This window comes from Mesorhizobium muleiense (assembly GCF_900099905.1).
Taxonomy (GTDB): domain Bacteria; phylum Pseudomonadota; class Alphaproteobacteria; order Rhizobiales; family Rhizobiaceae; genus Mesorhizobium; species Mesorhizobium muleiense.
Genome location: NZ_FNEE01000010.1, coordinates 150,711 through 172,808 on the forward strand (window position 1 = coordinate 150,711; position 22,098 = coordinate 172,808).

The window sequence follows — 22,098 nt, forward strand, 5'->3', positions numbered from 1 at the left end:
GGAAGCTCCGTCGAGAGAAATACGCCTGACGCATGACCGCGAAACCAGAAGCGATTTTCCGCAAAGATCATGCGCAATCAAAAATGGTACAGCGTCCTTTGCGCGCCCAAAAAGGACGCGCGGCGGTTCCGGGTCAGCCCGTCGGCTTCGGCAAGGAGGGGCCTTGTTGCGCGGCCGGTGCCCGGCTGACCGCCTGGCGCAAGTTCTCGGCCTCGACGCCGCGCTGGCGCGCCAGCTTGCGATAGCGGCCCTGCTTGATCCAGGTCGCCAGGCTGCCGACGATCATGCCGATGGCGAGGGCCACGAACAGGAAGATGAAAAGCGGCAGCGTCATCGTCAGCGCCGGATTGCCGGGGTTGAATGGGTCCAGGGTGAAGGCAACCGGATCGCGGTTGGCGACCGCCAGCGCAATCAGAATGACGGCCAGCGGCACGAAGACCACGATGAGCATGAAACGATTGAACATAGAATTTCCTGTCGAAGGCGGGCTCTACCAAAGGCCGGCCCTCCTGAAAAGGCCGGCATGGCGCATGAGCCCGCGCGGCGCTTATTTGCCGCTGTTCAGCCTTTCACGCAATTCCTTGCCGGTCTTGAAGAACGGCACCCATTTCTCCTCGACCTCAACGGATTCCCCGGTACGCGGATTGCGGCCGGTGCGGGCGGGGCGGTTTTTCACCGAGAAAGCGCCGAAACCGCGCAGTTCGACCCGGTTGCCTTCGGCAAGCGCGTCGGTGATCTCGTCGAAAATCGCGCCGACAATGTTTTCGACGTCACGCAGGAAAAGGTGCGGGTTGCGTGTGGCGATGATCTGCACAAGTTCGGATTTGATCATGAGAGGGCTCCCCGTGAAAACACTGCGGTCAAATTATGAGGATGATTTTATTTGCTTTTTCACTCGTCTCAAGGGTGCCAGACGGAAACCAGACCGTCAAGAAACAAGCGATCGGCACCAAGTTCGTGAATGATGTCGCCGCCATAGTCGGGCAGGCCGAGCGCACTGCCGATGGTTCGCGCCATCGCCTTCGAGAACAGGAAACCGCCGCTTTCCGCGTCCTTCCACTCCACCACCTTGAGCTTGGCGTCGACGCCCTTGGTTGCGAGCCAGTCGATCGCTTCGGTCTCGCCGCCGACCGCGTCGACCAATTTGTTGGCAACGGCCTGCCGGCCGGTGAAGATCGATCCGTCGGCCAGCGCCAGCGCCTCCGGTTTGGTCATCTTGCGGCGTTCGGCGACGATGCCGACGAACCAGTCGTAGCTGTCGAGAATGAGCTTGCGGACCATGGTGCGCTCGTCGTCATTGGTCGGCTTGAAAGGCGACGGCGAAGCTTTCAACGGCGACGATTTCACTTCCTCGAGCTTGACGCCGAGTTTGTTCATGAGGCCGCTGACGTCCGGATACTGGATCAGCACGCCTATCGAGCCGACAATAGACGATTTGCGCGCGACGATATGATCGGTCGCGGTGGCGATCATATAGCCCGCCGATGCGGCCAGCGTGCCGACCTGGGCCACCACCGGCTTCTCGGCGGCCAGCTCGCGCACTGCCTCGTAGATCGATTCGCCGCCGACGGTGGTGCCGCCAGGTGAATCGATCGACAGGATTACAGCTTTCACCCTCGAGGATTGACGGATGGCGTCCAGTTGCTTGATCAGGTCGTCGTCTTCGGTGATGGTGCCCTCGATCTTGACCTTGGCGATATGGTCGACCGCCGCGCCAGTGAAGTCATCGCCGTAAATCCAGGTCGAAAAGGCAATCAGCCCGGCTGCTGCGACGACAAGCGCTGCAACGCGCCAGAATGTCAGCTTGCGGCGCAAGCGGCGGCGGTCGATCAGGTCGTCGGCTCTCAGTACCATGGTCAGCCTCATAGTCGGTGGGGAGCAGATGCTTTTAAAGCAACCGCCCGCGCCCGGCTACCGATTCCTGACGAGCTTGCGCCAAAGACAAGGTCTCGACGTTGGCGAGCCGGCGTTACGAGAGAACATAAAAGACCAATCCACAGCCCCTAACGCTGTCCGCCCGTATCTGGTATGACGTGCAAGTTGTGCCGGTTTCATTTTCGTTTGTGCAACAGCAACCGTCACACTTTTGCGGTTTTCCTCCGCTTGTGCTTGCTTGAGGGCGCCGGCATCCCACCTATAGGGGTGCTTGGCGGCAGGGGCTTAGAAGAAAGCAGTTATGTTAGCGCGACCGATCGAACCGACCAACACCGAGACGGAGTTGGCTTCCCCGGACGTAGGCCCGGCGCGAGTCGACGCCTTCGGCATCGCCCAGCGCCATTCGCGCCGCGTGCGTATCTTGAAGCTGGCGGTGCCGCTGGCCGCTGCCGCGATCGCGGTCGCCGTCCCGGTCTATTCCTATCTCATGGCACCTGGCTCAATCCAGGTCCAGGCCGACGCCAGCGCGTTCGCCAATGGCAAGCTGGTGATGGCCAACCCCAAGCTCAACGGGTTCACCAAGCAGAAACTGCCCTATTCCATGACGGCTTTGCGCGCCATACAGGACGTGAGCCAGCAAGGTATCATCAATCTGGAAGGCATCGACGCCAAGCTGCCGATATCAACCGACAATGTGGCGGCCATCAATGCCCCGCACGGTAGCTTCAATCGCGATGGCAACACCATGAGCCTGACCAGCGATGTCACCATAACCACCACCGATGGTCTGGCGGCAAAGTTCAAATCGGTCTTTCTCGACATGGGCAAAGGCACTATGAAGACGAACGATCCGGTCGACGTCAGCCGTGGCGGGTCGCGGATTACCGCGGATTCGATGTCTGTCCAGGACAACGGCAAGATCGTGGTTTTCGAGAACAGAGTGCGTGTCAACATCGATCCCGCCAGCTTGAAGGCGGCAGAGGCAATGAGCGGAGAATCCAATGCGGTTCAGTAGTTCGACACGGCTCGTGGCCGCGGCTTCGGCGTTGCCGGCCGTAGGGCTGGCCGCCCTGGGGCTGGCTTTGGGGCTGACTTTGGCGGCGGCGCCGGCTCTGGCGCAGTCCAGGACCACCAGCCAGCTGTCGGGCCTCAAACTGTCCGGCGACAAGCCCATCCAGATCGAAAGCGACAAGCTCGAGGTCCGCCAGGCGGATAGCGTCGCCGTGTTCACCGGCAATGTAAACGTCGTCCAGGGTCCGACCTTGCTCAAGGCCGGCAAGATGACGGTCTATTACGTCAAGGATCCGGACGCAGCCGCCAAGGGTGAGCAGGCCTCGGGTGCCGCGATGACCGGCTCGGCCGACATCGACCGTCTGGAGGTCGCCAACAAGGTCTATATCAAATCGGACGACCAGGTCGCCACGGGCGACAGCGGCACCTTCGACATGAAGACGGAAGTGCTGGTGCTTTCAGGCAGCAAAGTCGTGCTCTCGCAAGGCGACAATGTACTGGTCGGCTGCAAGCTGACCGTGCAGATGAAGAGCGGTCTGGCCCAGGTCGACCCCTGCGGCGGTGGACGCGTCATGATGTCGATCACGCCGCCGAAGTCGGGAGCGGCGAACCCCTGATGGTCGACGTAGCATCGCTGTTGGCGCGTCTTCCAGGACGCGCCGCCAGCAAACTTGCGGCACCGGCCGCGGTTAACCTCGATCAGGTAAAATTCAAGGGAACCCTGATCGCCAAAGGGCTGACCAAAAGCTACAAGGGCCGCAAAGTCGTCAGTGGCGTGACGATCGGCGTGCGCGCCGGTGAGGCGGTCGGGCTGCTCGGCCCCAACGGCGCCGGCAAGACCACCTGCTTCTACATGGTCACCGGCCTGGTGCCGGTCGACGAAGGCACGATCGAAATCGACGGCTTCGATGTCACCTCTATGCCGATGTACCGCCGCGCCCGCCTTGGCATCGGCTACCTTCCGCAGGAGGCGTCGATCTTTCGCGGCTTGAGCGTCGAGCAAAACATCCGTGCCGTGCTCGAAGTGGTCGAGAAGAGCCGCAAGGAGCGCGAACGCATTCTCGACGAACTGCTCGAGGAGTTTCACATCAGCCATCTGCGCAAGGCGCCGTCGCTGTCGCTTTCCGGCGGCGAGCGGCGGCGCCTTGAAATCGCGCGCGCCCTGGCGACCCGCCCCGCATACATGCTGCTCGACGAGCCTTTCGCCGGCATCGATCCGATCGCCGTCGCCGACATCCAGCAACTCGTGCGCCATCTGACGGCGCGCGGCATCGGCGTGCTCATCACCGATCACAATGTCCGCGAGACGCTCGGCCTGATCGACCGCGCCTACATCATCCATGCCGGCCAGGTGTTGACCCATGGCCGGGCCGACGAAGTGGTCGCAAACCCGGATGTGCGGCGGCTTTATCTCGGTGAGGGTTTTACACTCTAAGCGTGAAAATTTCTGTCCAGACGCGGTTTTTGACGCGAGACAGAGCTTTTTTTTCGATTTCTCGTCGGAATACGCACGGACAGGCGAGTTTTGATCGCCGTCGCCTTGACAAGCAAAAGCCGGGCCAGTTTCTATGCCGAACTCCTTCCGGCAGTCCGGATGCGTAGACAGGGCGTTTGAAACCGAACCATGGCGTTGGCGGCAAAACTACAGCTACGACAGTCCCAGTCGCTGGTGATGACGCCGCAACTCATGCAGTCGATACGGCTGCTGCAGTTCACCCACATCGAGCTGGAACGCTTCATCGACGACGAGATCGAGCGCAATCCCTTGCTCGAGCGCGCCGAGCCGCAAGACGATGCCGTCAGCGACCAGGCGCAGAAGATCGATGCCGCGCCGGAAACGGTCACCGCCGGCGACTGGTTCGAGAAGGACACGGCGTGGAGCGCCGAGGCGATCTCGGAAAAGCTCGATACTTCGCTGGAAAACCTGTTTCCCGACGACCCCGGCACCAGCGAGCGACTCGGTCCCGACCTGACGGCCCAGTGGAAATCGGCATCCGGCAACGGTTCCGCATCCTCTTCCGACGGTTTTGACGTCGGAGACATGGCGGCCGGAGCCATCACGCTGCGCGAGCATGTCGCCGAGCAGGTTGCGCTTGCCTTCGCCGACCCGGCAGCACGGCTGATCGCCAGCGAACTGGCCGATGGCCTCGACGAGGCCGGCTACATGCGCGCCGACATGGCTGAGATCGCCACCCGTCTCGGCACCGACAGAGCGGCGGTGGCAAATGCGCTCGCGGTCTGCCAGACATTCGAGCCCACCGGCCTCTTTGCCCGCGACCTTTCCGAATGCCTGTCGCTGCAGCTTGCCGTCCGCGACCGTCTCGACCCTGCGATGAAGGCTCTGATTGCCAATCTCGAACTCCTGGCCCGGCGCGATTTCCAGACCCTGAAACGGATTTGTGGGGTGGATGAGGAGGATCTGCTCGACATGCTGGCCGAGATACGTGCGCTCGATCCGCGCCCGGGGATGGCGTTTTCGGGCGGCGCCAGCGACGCGATCATCGCCGATGTCGAAGTGCGTGCGGCCAATGACGGGAGCTGGGTGATCGAACTCAACCCCGAAACGCTGCCGCGCGTGCTGGTCGACCATATCTATTTCGCCCGGGTTTCGCCGCATGCGAAAAATCAGACGGAAAAGGATTTCCTGGCGGAGTGCCTGCAAAACGCCAATTGGCTGACGCGCAGCCTCGATCAGCGGGCGAAGACCATCCTCAAGGTTGCCTCAGAAATCGTGCGCCAGCAGGACGCCTTCCTCGTCCATGGCGTGCGTCACCTGAGGCCGCTCAACCTGCGCACGGTGGCCGACGCTATCGGCATGCACGAATCGACCGTCAGCCGGGTCACCGCCAACAAATACATGCTGACGCCGCGCGGCGTGTTCGAACTGCGCTATTTCTTCACCGCCTCGATCGCTTCGTCGGGTGGCGGTGACGCGCATTCGTCTGAAGCGGTGCGCGACCGCATCAAGCAGTTGATCGACGAGGAGAAACCTGCCGACGTGCTTTCCGACGACGCGATTGTGGATATGTTGCGGGAAAGCGGCGTCGATATCGCCAGGCGCACGGTCGCCAAGTATCGGGAGGGCATGAATATTCCCTCGTCGGTGCAGCGGCGGCGTGAAAAACGCGCTTTGGCCAGCGCCGGACGTTGATCTCCGACTGAATTTTCGACAGCTTTCGCACTTCATTGACAAGCCGCAATGAAGTGGCTAGAAGCCCGCCCGCATGGGACGGGCTACTGCCCGCATGCGGATGGTCCGTCACGACGTTGGCCACGGGACGGTCAAGAAGGCGGCTTGTGATCAATCGGAAAAGTTCGGATTTAAAATCGGCGCAAGTGACGCCGCAAAGCTTGTGCGCTCAGACCACGGGTATAAACTCGGGACAGTTTGAAGCCTGAGCAAGGAAGGTCAGTATTCAGATGACGCTGCGCATATCAGGAAAACACATGGATATCGGCGATGCGTTCCGTACGCGCATCAACGACCGTGTCGGAGAGGTGATCGGGAAATATTTCGATCGGGGCTTTTCTGGGCAAATTGTAGTCGTCAAATCGGGATCGCGCTACACGGCCGATTGCATGATCCGGCTGGATTCCGGCGCTTCGCTGCAGGCGACCGGTGAAGCGCAGGACCCGACGCTCGCTTTCGAGGCGGCGGCGGATCGCCTCGAGACCCGCCTTCGCCGCTACAAGCGTCGGCTGAAGTCGCATAATTCAGGCAACGCCAATGGCGAACCCACCGACGTCGCCTATACGGTGATGGCGCCGCTTGCCGACGATGACGAGGAAATGCCGGAGAATTTCGCGCCAGCCATCGTCGCCGAATCAACCATGACGCTGCGGACCATGTCGGTGGCGTCAGCCGTGATCGAACTCGACACCAAGGACAGCCCGGTCCTCGTCTTCCGCAACGCCGGGAACGAGCATCTCAATATCGTCTATCGTCGGCCGGACGGAAACATCGGCTGGATCGACCCGTCTACGACCAAGGTCGCGCAGGGCTAACGGCCAAGGCCGCACTGGGCTGACGGCCAAGGCCGCACTGGGCTGACGGCCAAGGCCGCACTGGGATGACGGCCAAGGCCGCACTGGGATAAGGCACCAGCCGCACGCGAGAGTGAGGGCTGGCGACGGCAGGCGAACAAGGGATTTCAAGTATGGACCTGAGCGATCTTATCAACGTTCCGGCAATCTTGCCGGCGTTGAAGGCGAACTCCAAGAAGCAACTGCTGCAAATGCTGTCCGAAAGGGCGGCGGCGATTGCCGGCATTCCGGAACGGGAGGTGTTCGACACCATCCTGCAGCGTGAACGGCTGGGCTCGACCGGTGTCGGCAACGGCATTGCCATTCCGCATGGCAAGCTGGCCGGGGTGAAGCGGATCGCCGGGGTTTTCGCCCGGCTGGAGACGCCGGTCGATTTCGAGGCGCTGGACGACCAGCCGGTCGATCTGGTGTTCCTGCTTTTGGCGCCCGAAGGCGCCGGCGCCGACCATCTCAAGGCGCTGTCGCGCATTGCGCGGGTGCTGCGCGACGCCGACACGGTGGCCAAGATCAGGGGCACCCGCGACGCCGCCGCGATCCATGCGCTTTTATCGGATACACAAGCCTCGCACGCGGCCTGAGTTTTTTCGATCAGTTCGGTTAAGGGGCCGCCGCGAGCGGCCCTGTCCGTTCTAACCAGATCGCTGCGCCGTCTTGTTGGTGGATGGCGACTTAGTGGATCGCGACGGGGGTCAGGTCGTTTTCCAGGGCGCCGGCCAGCGCCCGCTCGCGAGCGTCGGAAAGCAGGATCGGCTGGCCGTTGGCGGCAAACAGGGCCCACAGTTCCAGCCCGGGCGCGATTTCGCCGAGGCCCGGGAAACGGCCGCGCAGATCGTCGCTCGAGATTTTCCTGAGATAGGCGACCGAGCCTTCGCCGAGATGGGCGAATTCGCCGCTGGTCATGATAAGATTTTCGTCAGTTCTGGTCATTTAAGCCTCCGTGCAGCGAGGACCCCGTTCAAGGCCGCCTCGCATGAGAGCAATCGGTAAAAATCAGTCTTTCACCGATATGTTTATTTTCCGTACCAGCCGTTCGGACTCGGGCCGATCGAGATCGATCGACAAAAGACCGTTCTTCAGCTCCGCCGCGATCACCCGCATGCCGTCGGCCAGCACGAAACAGCGCTGGAACTGGCGCGCGGCAATGCCGCGGTGCAGAAATTCGCGCTCGGTGTCATCGTTCTGACGGCCGCGCACGACCAACTGGTTCTCCTCCGTGGTCACATCGAGATCGGTTTCGGCGAAACCGGCGACAGCGAGCGTGATACGCAGCCTTTCGGCCTTGCCGTCGGCACCGCTGAGGCGCTCGATGTTGTAGGGAGGGTAGCTGTCACCCGACTTCGCCAGACGCTCCAGGGTCTTTTCCATGGCGTCAAAACCCAGGAGAAGCGGGCTGGAAAAAGGCGTCATTCGGCTCATGTTACACTGTCCTCTCAAGAGCGACATAAACTGGAAAAACCCGTATGGCATTTTTCCCGATGGTCTTGATATGGTCCGCCCGGCGGTCGAGTTCAAGCCGTCAAAATCCCCGCCCAAAAAGACTCCCTAAAAAGGAATTGAAATGCCCCAATCCCGCAAGATCATCATCGACACGGATCCCGGCCAGGACGATGCCGTCGCCATATTGCTGGCGCTCGGCAGCGCCGAGCTGGAGATCGTCGGCATGACCGCCGTCGCCGGCAACGTGCCGCTGAGGCTCACCGAAAAGAATGCACGCAAGATCTGCGAACTGGCCGGCCGGCCTGACATCAAGGTCTATGCCGGCGCCATCCGGCCGCTGGCGCGCGAACTGGTCACCGCCGAGGAGGTGCACGGCGAGACCGGGCTCAACGGACCGCAATTGCCCGAACCAACCATGGAGCTGCAGGCCCAGTACGCGGTCGATTTCATCGTCGAGACGCTGATGAAGGAAGAGAGCGGCACGATCACCCTGTGCGCGCTCGGCCCGCTCACCAACATAGCGCTGGCGCTGATCCGCGAGCCGAAGATCGCGCCGCGCATCAAGGAAATCGTGCTGATGGGCGGCGGCTTCTTCGAAGGCGGCAACGTCACCCCGACCTCCGAATTCAACATCTATGTCGACCCGCATGCCGCCGATGTCGTATTCAAATCCGGCATTCCGATCGTCATGATGCCGCTCGACGTCACCCACAAGGCGCTGACCACGGCCAAGCGCACCCAAGCCTACCGCAAGCTCGGCACCAGGGTCGGCACGGCCACGGCGGAGATGCTGGAATTCTTCGAACGATTCGACGAAGCGAAATACGGCACCGACGGCGGTCCGCTGCATGACCCTTGCGTCATCGCTTATCTGCTGAAACCCGAGCTGTTCAGGGGCCGCAACTGCAACGTCGCTGTGGAAACCGCCTCGGAACTCACCATGGGCATGACCGTGATCGACTGGTGGGGCGTGACCAAACGGCCGAGCAACGCCATGGTGATGCGCGACATCGACCACGATGCGTTGTTCGCGCTGCTGCTGGAAAGGCTGGGCCGGCTTTAGGTTCTTCTTCTCCCCAGGGGCCCCAGGGGAGAAGAAAAAGAGTGCCGCTCACTTCGCTTTTGAAAATGCCAGCCACAGGCCGCCGCCGACCAGAAAACTGCCGCTTATCCGCGACAGCAGCTTGACGCGGCCGGCCGAAAGCAGGCGTCCGGCGCGGCCGGCGGCCAGCGCGTAGGTCGAATCCGATACGGCGGCAAAGATCATGGCGGTGAGACCCATGACGCCGATCTGCAACCCATAGTTGCCGTCAGGGGCGATGAACTGCGGAAAGAAGGCGCCGAAGAACACCAGCGTCTTGGGATTGCTGATCGCCACCAGCAGGCCCTGCAGGAAGAAGCCGCCGCGCGGTGTCTTTGCCGATCCGTCGGCGTTCAGCTTGCCCTTGGAGCGGAACATCTGCACACCCATCCAGATCAGATAGGCGGCACCGATCAGCCTGACCCATTCGAACCAATGGCCCATTCCCGCGATCAAAGAGGTCAATCCGATGCCGACAATGGCGATCATGATCGCCAGTCCGGCCTGTGTGCCGGCGACGTTGGCGAGGCCGGCGCGAGAGCCATGGCGGATGCTGTTGGCGATGATCAGCGTGACCGTCGGTCCGGGTACCAGGATGATGACAAGGCAGGCGACGAGATAGGTGGCATAGAGTTCCAGCGACATGATTTCCTCGACGGTATGCGGCTTTGCGACACGGCTTACCGCGATCAATGCATGACAGTAACGCGGGTGCAAGCCGGCAAGAGATGTCGCCGGCAACCTTGACCTGGATTATTTTAGGCTCCAGCCAGCCACGGCAGCGTCGTCTCGTAGGCTGCCGCCGCTCTCAGCACGGCCATGTCACCGCGCGGCCGCCCGATCAATTGCATGCCCATCGGCCTGCCTCTGTCATCGAAGCCGGCCGGCACGTTGACCGCCGGGCAGCCGCCCAGCGTGGCGAGCGCTGACACCTGCATCCAGCGGTGATAGCTGTCCATGGCACGCCCGGCCACCTCCCTGGGCCAAGGAGTACCGACATCGAAGGAAAAAACCTGGGCGGTTGGCAGCGCGATCAGGTCGAAGCGGTCGAAGAGTGACAGCAACGTTCGATGCCAGGACGAGCGCCTCACCGTGGCGGCGTGGATCTGCGGCGCCGTGAGTTGCAGCGCCTGTTCCACCTCCCACACGGCCTCCGGCTTCAGAAGAGCGCGTTTCAAGGGATCGTCGTAATGTGCCTTGAGCGCACAACCGCTGCTCGCCTGGCGCAGCGTCACGAAGGCCTGCCACAGCGCTTCGAAATCGAAATCCGGCACCAGCGCTTCGGTCTGAAAGGATGCCGCGGCGAACCGGCCGAGAGCAGCCTCGCAAAGACTAAGGATGCCGGGTTCGACCGGCAGATGACCACCGAGATCGCCGAGCCAGGCGATGCGGCCGCCGGCCGTCGGCGTTTGCAGTCCCTGCAGGAAGCAGCCCTGTTTGTGATGCGAGAGCGGCGCGCGCGGGTCGTAGCCAGCCTGCTCGTCGAGCAGCAACGCCATGTCGCGAACGTTGCGGCCCATCGGCCCTTCGACGCCCATCTGGGCGTGGAAGACGTCAAGCTCGGGGCCGGCCGGCACAAGTCCCTGCGACGGACGGAAGCCATAGACGTTGTTGTAGGCGGCCGGGTTACGCAGCGAGCCGCCAAAGTCGCTGCCGTCGGCGACAGGCACCATGTCGAGCGCCAGTGCGACCGCCGCGCCGCCGCTCGAACCGCCGGCGGTCAAGGCCGGGTCGAAAGCATTGAGTGTCGAACCGAACACCGTGTTGTAGGTGTTGGAGCCCAGGCCGAATTCGGGAACGTTGGTCTTGCCGATGATGATGGCGCCGGCCTTGCGGATGCGCTCGACGAAGAAATCGTCTTCCTGCGGCACGAAATCGGCGAAGATCGGCGAGCCGAAGCTGGTCCTGAGGCCCTTGGTCTGCGCGAGATCCTTGATGGCGATCGGCAGACCGAACAGCGGTCCGGCATGCCCTGCATGCGCCAGATGGGCGTCCGCCCCGTCCGCCTCGCGCAGGATGTCGGCGCGGTCGCGCAACGAGACGATGGCGTTGACCAGCGGGTTTACGGCGTCGATCCGGTCGAGGAATGCCGTCGCCACCTCGCGTACCGACGACCGGCGGCGCCGGATCGCGTCGGCGAGATCCATGGCGGACAGGCGGCAGATATCGCCGGCAGGCGGCACGGCATGTTTTGTGGCCGGACGCATGGCTCTCACCTGGCCTCCGGGTCTTGGAGCGCCGCCTCGACTTCCTTCGCCAGCGGGATTGCCGGCTGGGCACCGGGCTTCAGGCAAGCGAGCGAACCAGCGGCTGCAGCACGGGCGAGCGCCTGGTCGAGCGGCAGGCCCGATGACAGCCCGGCGGCGAAATAGCCGCAGAACGTGTCGCCGGCGCCGACCGTATCGACCGGAGTGACGTTCAACGCCGGAACCATCAGGAGATCGGCTGGCGTGGCGGCCAGAACGCCGTCACCGCCGAGCGTGACGACGATTGTGCGACCGGTCGTCCCCGCGAAATCGCGCATCCGCGCCGGGCGATCGCGGCCGCTCAGCGACAGCGCCTCGCCATAGAGGTCGAATTCGGTTTCGTTTGCGACGACATAGTCGGCCTTGCCGAGGAAGGCGGCCGCCTCTGCGCGGAACGGTGCCGTGTTGAGCACGGTAACCGCGCCTGCCGCCCGTGCTGCGTCCAGTGCTGCATCGACAGTCTGCAGCGGGATTTCCTGCTGCAGGAGCACGACATCGCCCTTCTTCATGAAAGCCTTGGAGAGGTCGCCTGTGACGACCGAATCATTGGCGCCCGGCACCACGGCAATGACATTCTCGCCGTCGTCGGCGACCATGATCAAGGCCGTGCCGGTCGAGGCGAAGGTTTCACCGACACCGGACAGGTCGATCTTGCCGTCCCGCAACAGCGCCAACGCTTCGGTGGCGAAATTGTCCTTGCCGACCGCGCCGACCATGCGCACCTTGGCGCCGGCACGCGCGGCGGCCAGCGCCTGGTTGGCGCCCTTGCCGCCGGGTGCGGTGGCGAAACCGGAGCCACGGACCGTCTCGCCCGGTGCGGGCAAGCGGTCGACATTGGCGATAAGGTCGAGGTTGATCGAGCCGACAACGATGATCAAGTGGTGCCTCCCTGCTGACTGCGGGAAGCTACTCCGTAAGGCCGCCGCTTGCCAGACCGCGCGATCTAATCGCGTCAGGTTTGAACGCGCTTCTCAGCGCAACTCCAGGCGTCGGCGGTGCCGACATCGACAATTGGCGCGCGATTTCAGGATCCGACCTGTCCCGCTTCCCAGCCAAGGATGGCGCGTTTGCGCGTCAGGCCCCAGTGGTAGCCTGTGAGCGCGCCGGACTTGCCGAGAGCCCGGTGGCATGGCACCACGAAGGACATCGGATTGGCGCCAACCGCGGCACCCACCGCCCGGCTGGCGCTCGGTGCGCCGATGCCGGCAGCGATCGAGGAATAGGTGCAGGCCTTGCCCATCGGGATGCGCAGCAGGGCTTCCCAGACGCGGACCTGGAAGTCGGTGCCGATCAAGACGACGCGCAGCGGCTGGTCGGCGCGCCACAGCGCCGGATCGAAGATGCGCGCCGCATAGGGCGCCGTCGCGGCCATGTCCTCGACATAGTTTGCGTTCGGCCAGCGGCCGGACATGTCGGCAAAGGCTGCGCGCTCGTCGCCGGCATCGCTGAAGGCGAGGCCGGCAAGCCCACGATCTGTGACCATGATCAGGGCGATGCCGAAAGGCGAGATATGATAGCCGTAGCGGATCGTCAGCCCGGCGCCGCGCGTCTTGTAGTCGCCCGGCGACATCGCCTCGTGGGTGACGAAAAGGTCGTGCAACCGGCCGGGGCCTGACATGCCGACCTCGAAAGAAGCCTCGAGCAGCGGCATGCCGGAATCGAGCAGTTTGCGCGCATGGTCGAGCGTGACCGCCTGCAGAAACGCCTTGGGCGACAGGCCGGCCCAGCGAGTGAAGAGCTTCTGCAACCCGGTCGGCGTCTCGCCGACTTCCTCCGCCAATATTTCGAGCGACGGCTGGTCACGATAGTCAAGGCTGATCTTCTCGATCGCGCGCCGAACAACTTCGTAGTCACCGCCTTCGGGTGTGATGTCTTTCTTCAGAATAGCTGTCTGTGCGTTCATCGGGCCATCTCCTTGATCGTGAATATCGTCCTTCGCGGCTCCGATCACCACCCGAAACTTGCCTTCTCGTCATGTGCATCCAGATAGATTTGGCTTCGAGCAAGGAGCCGACGATGGCTGGCGAAAACGTGCATCCCACCAAGGAGAAGTAGACGCTGCCGATTGCCGTTTATGGCAAGGCACCGCAGAACCGGTTCGCGAACGAGGCGGTTCGCTCACATTCAGCGCGCTTTCGCGGTCGCCAGGGCGCGCGAAAAGGCTGACGCAAAGCTCTCGCGGTCATCGGGATTGAGGAAGCCGCCGATCGGCACATTCTGGCCTTGTGCTTCCACCGCCATCCTGGTGATGCCGATTTCGGCGTGGCGGGCGACCGAAAAACGCGCCCAGAACGGATTGAAGCGATGGGCTTCCGATTTGCCTGATGGCGCGGTCTTGCGGATGTCGAGGCTGGTGCGCGAGACCGACACCTCCTCACGGGCGCGGGCGGCACGATAATTGGCGCGAAAGGCGATGTAGACGGCGATGACGTCGAGACCCAGGAAGCCGAACACCGGCCAGGCGCCGCGCGACAGGAAAAACGCTCCGGTGACCAACGAGCCGAACAGCAGAGCGCCCATCAGGATGGCAAAGCCGGTTTTGCCCAGCGACCGATGCGGTATCAGCAACGCCTGGAAGAATGGCTCGTCGGCCTGAAATGAGGCGTTTGTGTCGCTCATGCCGGGATATTATAGGAAGGGGATGACGAGGCCCAAGTCCAAAAATTCCTCTACACCCAAAAATGAACTGCTCCCCGGCCGACGCGACGGTGCGAACGCCAAACCGCGTGCCCGGCCGGTGCGGTCCGATTCGCGCTACAGCCCGGCCGAAGTGCACGAGATTTTCCGACGCTTTTCCGTTCAGCGGCCCGAGCCGAAGGGCGAGCTCGAACACATCAACGCCTTCACGCTGCTGGTGGCGGTGGTGCTTTCGGCACAGGCGACCGATGTCGGGGTCAACAAGGCGACGCGGGCGCTTTTCAAGGTCGCCGACACGCCGCAAAAGATGTTGGCTCTCGGCGAAGCCAAGGTAGGCGACTATATCCGCACCGTTGGGCTCTGGCGCAACAAGGCCAAGAACGTCATCGCGCTGTCGGAGGCGCTGATCCGCTACTATGGCGGCGAAGTGCCCGACGACCGCGACCAACTGATCAAGCTGCCGGGCGTCGGGCGCAAGACCGCCAATGTCGTGCTCAACATGGCCTTCGGCCAGCACACCATGGCCGTCGACACGCATATCTTTCGCATAGGCAACCGGCTGCGGCTGGCGCCCGGCAAGACGCCGGAACAGGTCGAGCAGGGGCTGTTGAGGATCATTCCGGACGAATACATGCGCCATGCGCATCACTGGCTGATCCTGCATGGCCGCTATGTCTGCAAGGCGCGCAAACCGGATTGCCCGGTCTGTGTCATCGCTGACATCTGCAAGGCCGAGGAGAAGACGAATGATGTTCCGGCGCCGCTGGTCGAAATTGCGCCGCTCGAACCCGTAGGCGAAATTCAGTAGCCGTAGCCGCGCGCCATCGCCGCGGCGAAGACCGGGATCAGCAGGAAGATCAAGGCTTCGGCGCGGACATAAGTTCGAACGGATGCAAGTTGTGCCGCCGGCACTTGAAAGCCGGGGCTGGCCGAGGCCTGCCTGCTCCAGGACGCAAAGCGGACCGTCGGGATGATCGACAGCAGCCCGACTGTGACGAAGGCCGCCATCTTTGCCCAGAATACCCAGTTGTAGACGTAGAATTCCCAACCTTTCAGGCCGTAGATGACGCGTCCGATGCCGACAACGATGATCAGCATGGCGATGATGCCGTAATGGCGATCGATGCCGACAAGCCGCCGAATCGTCGCGGCGGGCAGATCGCCGCGGATCAGGACAAATTCGGCGCCGATGATGCCGGCCAGTGAAAACACCAGCAGATGATGAAAGATGGCAAGCAGAAGATCGGTGGTATCCATGCCCTTTTCCCTCCGTCGGACGGCACAGCGGACGCTGAATCAGTTCATGCGAAGGGTAGCATCGTTCGGCAAGATTCCCATGCCGGAGCTGGAGTTCGCGACTACGTTGACGCCAAATCCTGACAGCCTAAATTTTGACGATGACCAGACTGAAACGCGCCTTGAACCCGATGCCGGACTACATTCGAACCGCTTTGACAAAGCAGGGTTTGATGGCGGCCTATGATGACAGACCGGATTATCAGAAGAACGACTATCTCGGCTGGATCGCTCGTGCCAAACGCCCCGAGACAAGACACAAGCGGCTCGACCAGATGCTGGACGAATTGAAGCGTGGAGGCGTCTACATGAACATGCCCTGGCGCGGCTGAAACCGCGCTTTTCGGGTCACAGTTTCCCGCGGTCGAAGCGCCTCGACCTCGTTTCTCGCGCTGGAGGATGATCTGCGCTGTCCTGGCTCTTGTTGGACATTTGGGCGACATGCATGAGGCACCGGCAAAGAAACACTTTGAATTTGCGCATGATCGTTTCGGAGGAGGTTTTTCGGCGATCATGCGTGGCGGGGCAGAGTTATGGGAAATCCAGGAGCAGCCAGTGCACCGGTCATCGAGACGAAGCGAACCATCTTGCGGCCACACCAGCTCGATGATTTCGATACCTATGTCGCCATGTGGGCCGATCCGGACGTCACCCGCTTCATCGGCGGCAAGCCGCGCACGCGCGAGGAAAGCTGGATGCGCTTCCTGCGTCATGCCGGCCTGTGGTCGCTGCTGGGCTACGGCTTCTGGGCGATCGAGGACAAGGCATCCGGCCGCTTCATCGGCGAGGCCGGTTTCCACGATCTGAAGCGCGACATGGTGCCGTCGATCGAAGGCGTTCCGGAAGCCGGTTGGGCGCTGGCCCCGGGCGCACATGGCCAAGGGTTCGCCAGCGAAGTCGTCGGACGGGCTCTCGCCTGGGGCGACGAGGCATTCGGGCGTGCAAGGACTGTCTGCATCATCGATCCGGAAAACTCCGCTTCGCTGAGCGTCGCGGCCAAATGCGGCTACAGCGAAGTGTTGCGGACCACCTATCACGACAATGCGACGATCCTGCTGGAACGGCAGCCCTAGCGGTTGCGGCCTGGCATCCTGTGGTTCTGGTCGAATCGAGGCTTTCTAGGCCTGCCGCTTCAGCACCGGGCCTTCCGCTTCGGCCTTTAGGGCCGCCTGTTCGAGCATCGAGGCGTCTTCGCCGAAAGCGCGGGTGGCGCGCGCGGCCGCCTCGATCAGCGGATTTTTCATGCGCTGCAGAAAGGCCGCGTCGACGCGCGTGCTCGGGCCGGACAGCGTCAACGCACCGAGCAGGATGTGCCCCGGCCCGAACACTGGTGCCGAGACGCCCGCCGTCTCGGGGTCGCGATCGCCGACCGACAAACAATGGTAGGTTTTGCGGATCGTCTCGTATGGTTCGCCCTGCTGACCGGAAAACGCCGCAAGCACGCGGCCGCCTGTGCCGGCCAGCAGGGGCAGCACGTCGCCTTCCCGGATGGTGTAGCGGATGGGATGCTTGGACTCGACGCGGTAAAGACAAGTGCGCACGTCGCCCGAACGGACATAGAAAGCGACGCTTTCCCAGCTTCGCTCGGCCAGATCGCGCATGATCGGCAGCAGGATGTCGATCGCCACCACCGAACGCTGGTATAGGGCGCCCAGCCGAAAGGTGGCAGGGCCGACACGGTAGCGGCCGTCGTCGAGACGCTCCAGCAATTGCCCGCGCAGCAACGAGTTCGCCAGCCTCAGGATCGTGCTCTTGTAGAGGCCGGTGCGCGCCGCGATTTCGGCCAGGCTGAGCGAACGGTCGGCAGCAGCGAAAGCATCGAGGATGGCGATGGCTCGGTCGAGCGCGGCAACGCCGTTGGTCGACGCAGGCTTGGATTGTGTTACGGTTGTCCGCTTGACCACGTCGTTCCGTTCCCAGTTGGACAGAAGGGCCGATCGGAACAATCGTGCCGCATCCGGACAGTTCTGTCCAGCAGAATGCCATTCCGGTTGACAGAACGATGCAAAGACTGCATGAATTTTTGTCGAGCGGGTCTGAATTCAGGCTACGTTGCTGGCAGGCACCGGAGGAGGTGTCGTGATTGGAGGAACCCCATGCTGAACAGACGCAGATTTTTAACGAGCACCGCCGCTGCCGGCGCCGCCGGTTTCGCAGCGTTGCATCTCTCGCCCGCTTTCGCGCAGGACGCACCGCAGATCCAGATCTTTGTGCCGGCAGCGCCCGGCGGCGGCTGGGACCAGACGGCGCGCACGATGGACCAGGTGCTGCGCAGTGAGAAGCTGATCTCCGGTTCGCAGATCACCAATGTCGGCGGCGCCGGCGGCACAGTCGGCCTGCCGCAATTCATCAGCCAGTGGAACGGCAAGGGCAATTCGCTGATGGTTGCCGGCATGGTCATGGTTGGCGCCATCATCGCCAACAAATCGGCCAACAATCTCACCGAGGTCACGCCGATCGCCCGCCTCACCGGCGAATTCGAGGCGCTGGTGGTGCCTGCGGCCTCGCCGTTCAAGACAGCAGCGGATTTCGTCGCCGCCCTCAAGGCCGATCCGACCAAAGTGCCGGTGGCTGGCGGTTCGGCCGGCGGCTCGGACCACATATTGTTCGGCCTTATCGCCAAGACGGCCGGTGTTCCGGCAGCCAACCTCTCCTACGTGCCGTTCGCCGGCGGCGGCGAGGCATTGTCGGCGCTTCTCGGCAACCAGGTCGCGGCCGGCATCTCCGGCTACGGCGAGTTCTCCGAACAGGTCAAGGCAGGCGCGCTTCGGCTGCTTGCCATTTCCGCGGACAAGCGCCAGGAAGGCATCGACGCACCGACGATGAAGGAAGCCGGCATCGATGTCGAACTGTTCAACTGGCGCGGCGTCTTCGCACCGCCGGGCGTTTCCGACGCCGACAAGGCGGCGATGATCACGCTGGTCGAGACGATGGCCAAAAGCGAAGCCTGGGCCACCGAATGCAAAAACCGCAACTGGACGCAGATCCTGCTCACCGGCGACGACTACGCGAAATTTCTCACCGAAGACACGGCTCGGATCGCAGCCATCCTCAAGGACCTCGGCCTTGCCTGATGTCCCCGGAGAGGGGCGGTCTGCACTGCCCCTTTCCGATGTTCGCCAGCCGCATGGACATACGATCCGGCGCGAGTGAAACTGCGGTGAGGTCGGCCGTGGGAGACCGGCTATCCAGGGAGGACGATCATGAGCACCAGCGACCAGCAGGCGGCGCGGCCGCGCCTTGCCGTGCCCGAATTGCTGATCGGCATCGGGCTTCTTGCCTGCGCCGGCGCAGTGGCCTGGCAGACTCTGTCGATTCCGGTGTCGCCGCTCTACTCCAAGGTCGGCCCGACCGTCTTCCCCTACATCACCATGGTCGGCATGACGGTCCTTTCCCTGCTGCTGATCGTCGCCGCTCTGCGGGGCGGCTGGCAGCCGGAGGAAGAAAAGGAAACCCCGACCGACTGGAAGGCGATGGGCATCGTCGCCGTCGGACTGGTTGCGAATCTTGTTCTGATCCAGCCGCTTGGCTTCACCGCAGCCTCGGTGATCATGTTCGTTCTCATCTGCCACGGATTCGGCAGCAGACATCCGCTGCGTGACGTGCTGCTTGGCCTGATCCTGGCGCTTGCCGCCTATTTCGGCTTCGCCAGGGCGCTCGGCGTCAACATCGGCGCCGGCTTCATCGAGAACCAGCTGAACACGGGCCTCGATTCCATTATCCGTATGTTGAGAGGCTGAAGCCATGGAAACGCTTGGCCATCTCGCGCACGGATTTTCGGTCGCCTTTACGCCGGTCAATCTCATGTGGTGCCTGCTCGGCACGACACTGGGGACAGCGATCGGCGTGCTGCCAGGCCTGGGACCTGCGCTGACCATCGCCCTGCTTTTGCCGATCACCTACCAGGTGGCGCCCGAAGCGTCCTTCATCCTGTTTGCCGGCATCTATTACGGCGCCATGTATGGCGGTTCGACGACATCGATCCTGCTCAACACGCCGGGTGAAAGCGCGACCATCGTCACTGCGCTGGAAGGCAACAGGATGGCCCGTTCCGGCCGCGGCGGCGCGGCACTTGCCACTTCGGCGATCGGCTCCTTCGTCGCCGGCACACTCGGCACGCTGGGCGTCGCCTTCCTGGCCCCGGTCGTCGTCAAATTCGCGCTGTCCTTCGGCCCGGCCGAATATTTCTCGCTGATGGTGCTGGCCTTCATCACGGTTTCGGCGGTGCTCGGCTCGTCGTCGGTTCGTGGCCTGACCAGCCTGTTCATCGGCTTCGTCATCGGCATGATCGGCGTCGACCTGCAGACCGGGCAACCGCGCTTCACCTTCGGCATGAGCCAATTGCTCGATGGCGTCGACGTGATCGTCGTCGCCGTCGGCCTCTTTGCGGTCGGCGAGACGTTCTACATGGCATCGCGCCGCTATGCCGGCAAGGACGAGATCGTGCCGCTGAAGGGCTCGCTCTACATGACGGCGGCCGAATGGGCACGCTCGTGGAAGGCTTGGCTGCGCGGCGCCCTGCTCGGCTTCCCGATCGGCGCGCTGCCGGCCGGCGGCGCCGAAATCCCGACCTTTCTGTCCTATGCAATCGAGAAAAAGCTCTCCAAACACAAGGAGGAGTTCGGCACGGTCGGCGCCATCGAAGGCGTTGCCGGGCCGGAAGCCGCCAACAACGCATCGGCCGCCGGTGTGCTGGTGCCGATGCTGACGCTTGGGTTGCCGACCTCGGCGACGGCCGCGATCATGCTGTCGGCCTTCCAAAGCTATGGCATCAATCCCGGGCCGATGCTGTTCATGACGCAGGCCAATCTGGTCTGGGGGCTGATCGCCAGCCTGTTCATCGCCAACATCATTCTCGTCATCCTCAACCTGCCGCTGATCGGGTTATGGGTGCGGCTGCTGAAAATCCCGGCGCCGCAGCTCTATGCCGGCATCCTGGTGTTCGCCACGGTCGGCACCTACGGTATTTCTCAGTCGCCGACCGACCTCGTCATCCTCTATCTGCTCGGCGGGGCCGGGTTCCTGATGCGGCGCTTCGATTTCCCAACGGCGCCGGTCATCATCGGCATGATCCTGTGGCCGCTCGCCGAAACGCAGTTCCGCCGCGCGATGACCATCTCGAACGGCGACTGGTCGGTGTTCTACAAACATCCCCTGTCGCTGACACTGCTGACGCTGGCGTTCATCGGGCTGATCGGGCCGCATGTCTACGCTTACATCGAACGCCGCCGCATGCGTGGACCGGAACACGTGCCGGGCGATGCCTGACCTGTTTGTGACATCATGACCGATCTGCTGTCCGGCATCCGCGTCCTCGACCTGACCAATGTTCTGGCTGGCCCCTACTGTGCCTATCAGCTGGCGCTGCTCGGGGCCGATGTGATCAAGGTCGAGGCGCCGCAAGGCGGCGATCTGGCGCGCCAGCTCGGCGGCTCGCCGGAACTCAACAGCACCGGCATGGGCGCTTCATTCCTGGCGCAGAACGCCGGCAAACGATCGGTGGTGCTCGATCTCAAGAAAGAGGCCGATCGCGAACGCTTCCTCGATTTGGTCGCCTCCGCCGACGCGCTGGTCGAGAATTTCCGCCCCGGCGTGATGGATCGGCTGGGGCTCGGCTATGCCAGGCTGAAAGAGGTCCGCCCCAGTCTTGTCTATTGCGCGATTTCGGGCTTCGGCCAGACCGGGCCGATGCGCGACAATCCGGCCTACGACCAGATCATCCAGGGTCTTTCGGGCATCATGAGCATCACCGGCACTGCGCAGACCGCGCCGCTGCGTGTCGGATACCCCGTCGCCGACACGCTGGGTGGGCTGGTCGGGGCGTTCGCCATCACGGCGGCACTTGTGAAGCAGAAGACGACAGGCGAGGGCGCTTTCCTCGACGTGTCGATGCTCGAATGCACGCTTTCCGCGCTCGGCTGGCCGGTCTCCAACTATCTGACGGCAGGCGTCGAGCCGCAGCCGATGGGCAACGAGAACATGACGGCGGCACCTTCCGGCACGTTTCGCACCGGCGACGGTCTGCTCAACATCGCCGCCAACAAGCAGGAGCAGTTCGTCACGCTCTGCCGGCTGGTCGGGCTGCCGGAGCTGGCGTCGGACCCGCGCTTTGCCGAGCGCGAGACGCGCAAGCGCAACCGCATCGCCTTGAAGGCGCTGATCGAGGATGCCCTGGCGAACAGCTCGGCCGCGGCCTGGGAGGAGACGCTCAATCGCGCAGGCGTGCCGGCGGGCAGGGTGCTGACGATCCCGCAGGTGCTGGCCGAGCAGCAAGTGATCGAGCGCGACATGACCACCCGTTTCGATCGCATGCCGAACATCGACCGACCGCTGACCGTCGTGCGCGGCGGGTTCATGGTCGATGGCGAAGCACCGTTGCCGACCAAGCCGCCGCCGGCGCTGGGCGAGCACATGGACGAGGTGTTTGCCAGTCTGCCGCCGCGCGTCAAGAAAAGGGCGCAGGCATGAGCG

The 22,098-nt window shown here is 63.1% G+C and carries 26 protein-coding genes; 14 read left to right on the forward strand and 12 right to left on the reverse strand.

Features of this window, described 5'->3' with window-relative positions; all coding sequences use genetic code 11:
* Window positions 1-133: 133 nt before the first annotated feature.
* From BLT09_RS18930 to sppA, 3 genes are all read right to left on the reverse strand, one after another.
* The gene (locus BLT09_RS18930) at window positions 134-466 is read right to left on the reverse strand and encodes a LapA family protein (RefSeq protein ID WP_091595569.1); all 333 of its coding nucleotides are present in this window, start codon (window positions 464-466) and stop codon (window positions 134-136) included.
* An 81-nt stretch (window positions 467-547) separates the two neighbouring features.
* Window positions 548-832 (reverse strand): integration host factor subunit beta, encoded by a 285-nt coding sequence (locus tag BLT09_RS18935; protein ID WP_023797441.1) that lies wholly within the window; start codon window positions 830-832, stop codon window positions 548-550.
* Window positions 833-900: 68 nt separating this feature from the next.
* Window positions 901-1,854: a signal peptide peptidase SppA gene (sppA, locus tag BLT09_RS18940; RefSeq protein WP_091595680.1), complete on the reverse strand. Its 954-nt coding sequence runs from the start codon at window positions 1,852-1,854 to the stop codon at window positions 901-903.
* A 322-nt stretch (window positions 1,855-2,176) separates the two neighbouring features.
* Here sppA and lptC point away from each other — a divergent pair, with 322 nt between their 5' ends.
* The 6 genes from lptC (at window position 2,177) to ptsN (ending at window position 7,508) form a co-directional block, all read left to right on the forward strand.
* Window positions 2,177-2,890: an LPS export ABC transporter periplasmic protein LptC gene (gene lptC / locus BLT09_RS18945; RefSeq protein WP_091595571.1), complete on the forward strand. Its 714-nt coding sequence runs from the start codon at window positions 2,177-2,179 to the stop codon at window positions 2,888-2,890.
* Window positions 2,877-3,503 carry an LptA/OstA family protein gene (locus BLT09_RS18950; protein WP_091595573.1) on the forward strand — a complete coding sequence of 209 codons (627 nt, stop codon included), beginning with the start codon at window positions 2,877-2,879 and terminating at the stop codon, window positions 3,501-3,503. Before lptC ends, BLT09_RS18950 begins: the two co-directional genes overlap by 14 nt.
* Window positions 3,503-4,321 carry an LPS export ABC transporter ATP-binding protein gene (gene lptB, locus BLT09_RS18955; RefSeq protein ID WP_027153062.1) on the forward strand — a complete coding sequence of 273 codons (819 nt, stop codon included), beginning with the start codon at window positions 3,503-3,505 and terminating at the stop codon, window positions 4,319-4,321. Before BLT09_RS18950 ends, lptB begins: the two co-directional genes overlap by 1 nt.
* 189 nt (window positions 4,322-4,510) lie before the next feature.
* A complete protein-coding gene (gene rpoN, locus BLT09_RS18960; protein ID WP_091595575.1) occupies window positions 4,511-6,037 on the forward strand; it encodes an RNA polymerase factor sigma-54 in 1,527 nt (508 codons plus the stop codon).
* A gap of 269 nt (window positions 6,038-6,306) precedes the next feature.
* Window positions 6,307-6,891, forward strand: coding sequence for a ribosome hibernation-promoting factor, HPF/YfiA family (hpf, locus tag BLT09_RS18965; RefSeq protein WP_023797447.1), 585 nt, complete (start codon window positions 6,307-6,309; stop codon window positions 6,889-6,891).
* A 152-nt stretch (window positions 6,892-7,043) separates the two neighbouring features.
* Window positions 7,044-7,508, forward strand: a complete 465-nt coding sequence (gene ptsN / locus BLT09_RS18970; protein ID WP_023797448.1) for a PTS IIA-like nitrogen regulatory protein PtsN — start codon at window positions 7,044-7,046, stop codon at window positions 7,506-7,508.
* A 91-nt stretch (window positions 7,509-7,599) separates the two neighbouring features.
* Here ptsN and BLT09_RS18975 read toward each other — a convergent pair whose 3' ends face one another.
* Together BLT09_RS18975 and BLT09_RS18980 are read right to left on the reverse strand one after the other, a co-directional pair.
* Window positions 7,600-7,857: a BQ00720 family protein gene (locus tag BLT09_RS18975; RefSeq protein ID WP_023797449.1), complete on the reverse strand. Its 258-nt coding sequence runs from the start codon at window positions 7,855-7,857 to the stop codon at window positions 7,600-7,602.
* A gap of 63 nt (window positions 7,858-7,920) precedes the next feature.
* Window positions 7,921-8,346, reverse strand: a complete 426-nt coding sequence (locus BLT09_RS18980; protein WP_091595577.1) for an Hsp20 family protein — start codon at window positions 8,344-8,346, stop codon at window positions 7,921-7,923.
* A gap of 142 nt (window positions 8,347-8,488) precedes the next feature.
* On the opposite strand from BLT09_RS18980, the gene BLT09_RS18985 reads away from it, so the two are divergent.
* The gene (locus BLT09_RS18985) at window positions 8,489-9,430 is read left to right on the forward strand and encodes a nucleoside hydrolase (protein WP_091595580.1); all 942 of its coding nucleotides are present in this window, start codon (window positions 8,489-8,491) and stop codon (window positions 9,428-9,430) included.
* A gap of 48 nt (window positions 9,431-9,478) precedes the next feature.
* Here the strand turns inward: BLT09_RS18985 and BLT09_RS18990 are convergent, their stop codons facing one another.
* The 5 genes from BLT09_RS18990 to BLT09_RS19010 all read right to left on the reverse strand — a co-directional run bounded on the left by BLT09_RS18990 (window position 9,479) and on the right by BLT09_RS19010 (window position 14,313).
* Window positions 9,479-10,093: a LysE family translocator gene (locus tag BLT09_RS18990; protein WP_091595683.1), complete on the reverse strand. Its 615-nt coding sequence runs from the start codon at window positions 10,091-10,093 to the stop codon at window positions 9,479-9,481.
* A 113-nt stretch (window positions 10,094-10,206) separates the two neighbouring features.
* Entirely contained in the window at window positions 10,207-11,655 is a 1,449-nt protein-coding gene (locus tag BLT09_RS18995; RefSeq protein ID WP_091595582.1) for an amidase, read from the reverse strand.
* A 5-nt stretch (window positions 11,656-11,660) separates the two neighbouring features.
* Window positions 11,661-12,572 carry a ribokinase gene (locus tag BLT09_RS19000; RefSeq protein ID WP_091595584.1) on the reverse strand — a complete coding sequence of 304 codons (912 nt, stop codon included), beginning with the start codon at window positions 12,570-12,572 and terminating at the stop codon, window positions 11,661-11,663.
* Window positions 12,573-12,718: 146 nt separating this feature from the next.
* On the reverse strand, window positions 12,719-13,597 hold the full coding sequence (locus tag BLT09_RS19005) for a methylated-DNA--[protein]-cysteine S-methyltransferase (RefSeq protein ID WP_091595685.1): 879 nt from the start codon (window positions 13,595-13,597) through the stop codon (window positions 12,719-12,721).
* Window positions 13,598-13,818: 221 nt separating this feature from the next.
* Complete coding sequence (locus BLT09_RS19010; protein WP_091595586.1) at window positions 13,819-14,313, reverse strand: DUF2244 domain-containing protein; 495 nt, start codon at window positions 14,311-14,313, stop codon at window positions 13,819-13,821.
* Between the two features lie 22 nt (window positions 14,314-14,335).
* On the opposite strand from BLT09_RS19010, the gene nth reads away from it, so the two are divergent.
* Window positions 14,336-15,139, forward strand: coding sequence for an endonuclease III (gene nth / locus BLT09_RS19015; RefSeq protein ID WP_091595588.1), 804 nt, complete (start codon window positions 14,336-14,338; stop codon window positions 15,137-15,139).
* On the opposite strand, the gene BLT09_RS19020 is transcribed toward nth, so the two are convergent.
* Entirely contained in the window at window positions 15,133-15,588 is a 456-nt protein-coding gene (locus tag BLT09_RS19020) for a DUF2214 family protein (RefSeq protein WP_091595590.1), read from the reverse strand. The two genes, nth and BLT09_RS19020, sit on opposite strands and share 7 nt — an antisense overlap.
* Before the next feature lie 170 nt (window positions 15,589-15,758).
* Between BLT09_RS19020 and BLT09_RS19025 the strand changes: the two genes are divergently transcribed.
* Both BLT09_RS19025 and BLT09_RS19030 read left to right on the forward strand, forming a co-directional pair.
* Window positions 15,759-15,959 (forward strand): YdeI/OmpD-associated family protein, encoded by a 201-nt coding sequence (locus BLT09_RS19025; RefSeq protein WP_268931444.1) that lies wholly within the window; start codon window positions 15,759-15,761, stop codon window positions 15,957-15,959.
* A gap of 201 nt (window positions 15,960-16,160) precedes the next feature.
* A complete protein-coding gene (locus tag BLT09_RS19030; protein WP_091595594.1) occupies window positions 16,161-16,700 on the forward strand; it encodes a GNAT family N-acetyltransferase in 540 nt (179 codons plus the stop codon).
* Window positions 16,701-16,745: 45 nt separating this feature from the next.
* On the opposite strand, the gene BLT09_RS19035 is transcribed toward BLT09_RS19030, so the two are convergent.
* The gene (locus BLT09_RS19035) at window positions 16,746-17,531 is read right to left on the reverse strand and encodes an IclR family transcriptional regulator (RefSeq protein WP_091595687.1); all 786 of its coding nucleotides are present in this window, start codon (window positions 17,529-17,531) and stop codon (window positions 16,746-16,748) included.
* Between the two features lie 192 nt (window positions 17,532-17,723).
* Between BLT09_RS19035 and BLT09_RS19040 the strand changes: the two genes are divergently transcribed.
* The 4 genes from BLT09_RS19040 to BLT09_RS19055 all read left to right on the forward strand — a co-directional run bounded on the left by BLT09_RS19040 (window position 17,724) and on the right by BLT09_RS19055 (window position 22,095).
* Complete coding sequence (locus tag BLT09_RS19040; protein WP_091595596.1) at window positions 17,724-18,701, forward strand: Bug family tripartite tricarboxylate transporter substrate binding protein; 978 nt, start codon at window positions 17,724-17,726, stop codon at window positions 18,699-18,701.
* Window positions 18,702-18,830: 129 nt separating this feature from the next.
* Window positions 18,831-19,367, forward strand: coding sequence for a tripartite tricarboxylate transporter TctB family protein (locus BLT09_RS19045; RefSeq protein WP_077379464.1), 537 nt, complete (start codon window positions 18,831-18,833; stop codon window positions 19,365-19,367).
* Window positions 19,368-19,371: 4 nt separating this feature from the next.
* On the forward strand, window positions 19,372-20,895 hold the full coding sequence (locus tag BLT09_RS19050) for a tripartite tricarboxylate transporter permease (protein ID WP_091595598.1): 1,524 nt from the start codon (window positions 19,372-19,374) through the stop codon (window positions 20,893-20,895).
* Between the two features lie 15 nt (window positions 20,896-20,910).
* The gene (locus BLT09_RS19055; protein WP_091595600.1) at window positions 20,911-22,095 is read left to right on the forward strand and encodes a CaiB/BaiF CoA transferase family protein; all 1,185 of its coding nucleotides are present in this window, start codon (window positions 20,911-20,913) and stop codon (window positions 22,093-22,095) included.
* Window positions 22,096-22,098: the final 3 nt, after the last annotated feature.

Excerpts from the sequence above, each read along its gene's own strand:
- BLT09_RS19055 (WP_091595600.1), top strand. The coding sequence starts at position 20,911 with ATGACCGATCTGCTGTCCGGCATCCGCGTCCTCGACCTGACCAATGTT.
- rpoN (WP_091595575.1), top strand. The coding sequence starts at position 4,511 with ATGGCGTTGGCGGCAAAACTACAGCTACGACAGTCCCAGTCGCTGGTG.
- sppA (WP_091595680.1), bottom strand. The coding sequence starts at position 1,854 with ATGGTACTGAGAGCCGACGACCTGATCGACCGCCGCCGCTTGCGCCGC.
- BLT09_RS18975 (WP_023797449.1), bottom strand. The coding sequence starts at position 7,857 with ATGACCAGAACTGACGAAAATCTTATCATGACCAGCGGCGAATTCGCC.
- BLT09_RS18995 (WP_091595582.1), bottom strand. The coding sequence starts at position 11,655 with ATGCGTCCGGCCACAAAACATGCCGTGCCGCCTGCCGGCGATATCTGC.
- hpf (WP_023797447.1), top strand. The coding sequence starts at position 6,307 with ATGACGCTGCGCATATCAGGAAAACACATGGATATCGGCGATGCGTTC.
- ptsN (WP_023797448.1), top strand. The coding sequence starts at position 7,044 with ATGGACCTGAGCGATCTTATCAACGTTCCGGCAATCTTGCCGGCGTTG.
- BLT09_RS18930 (WP_091595569.1), bottom strand. The coding sequence starts at position 466 with ATGTTCAATCGTTTCATGCTCATCGTGGTCTTCGTGCCGCTGGCCGTC.
- BLT09_RS18935 (WP_023797441.1), bottom strand. The coding sequence starts at position 832 with ATGATCAAATCCGAACTTGTGCAGATCATCGCCACACGCAACCCGCAC.
- lptC (WP_091595571.1), top strand. The coding sequence starts at position 2,177 with ATGTTAGCGCGACCGATCGAACCGACCAACACCGAGACGGAGTTGGCT.
- nth (WP_091595588.1), top strand. The coding sequence starts at position 14,336 with ATGACGAGGCCCAAGTCCAAAAATTCCTCTACACCCAAAAATGAACTG.
- BLT09_RS18990 (WP_091595683.1), bottom strand. The coding sequence starts at position 10,093 with ATGTCGCTGGAACTCTATGCCACCTATCTCGTCGCCTGCCTTGTCATC.
- BLT09_RS19045 (WP_077379464.1), top strand. The coding sequence starts at position 18,831 with ATGAGCACCAGCGACCAGCAGGCGGCGCGGCCGCGCCTTGCCGTGCCC.
- lptB (WP_027153062.1), top strand. The coding sequence starts at position 3,503 with ATGGTCGACGTAGCATCGCTGTTGGCGCGTCTTCCAGGACGCGCCGCC.
- BLT09_RS19050 (WP_091595598.1), top strand. The coding sequence starts at position 19,372 with ATGGAAACGCTTGGCCATCTCGCGCACGGATTTTCGGTCGCCTTTACG.
- BLT09_RS19040 (WP_091595596.1), top strand. The coding sequence starts at position 17,724 with ATGCTGAACAGACGCAGATTTTTAACGAGCACCGCCGCTGCCGGCGCC.
- BLT09_RS19010 (WP_091595586.1), bottom strand. The coding sequence starts at position 14,313 with ATGAGCGACACAAACGCCTCATTTCAGGCCGACGAGCCATTCTTCCAG.
- BLT09_RS19005 (WP_091595685.1), bottom strand. The coding sequence starts at position 13,597 with ATGAACGCACAGACAGCTATTCTGAAGAAAGACATCACACCCGAAGGC.
- BLT09_RS18950 (WP_091595573.1), top strand. The coding sequence starts at position 2,877 with ATGCGGTTCAGTAGTTCGACACGGCTCGTGGCCGCGGCTTCGGCGTTG.
- BLT09_RS18980 (WP_091595577.1), bottom strand. The coding sequence starts at position 8,346 with ATGAGCCGAATGACGCCTTTTTCCAGCCCGCTTCTCCTGGGTTTTGAC.
- BLT09_RS18985 (WP_091595580.1), top strand. The coding sequence starts at position 8,489 with ATGCCCCAATCCCGCAAGATCATCATCGACACGGATCCCGGCCAGGAC.
- BLT09_RS19025 (WP_268931444.1), top strand. The coding sequence starts at position 15,759 with ATGCCGGACTACATTCGAACCGCTTTGACAAAGCAGGGTTTGATGGCG.
- BLT09_RS19020 (WP_091595590.1), bottom strand. The coding sequence starts at position 15,588 with ATGGATACCACCGATCTTCTGCTTGCCATCTTTCATCATCTGCTGGTG.
- BLT09_RS19030 (WP_091595594.1), top strand. The coding sequence starts at position 16,161 with ATGGGAAATCCAGGAGCAGCCAGTGCACCGGTCATCGAGACGAAGCGA.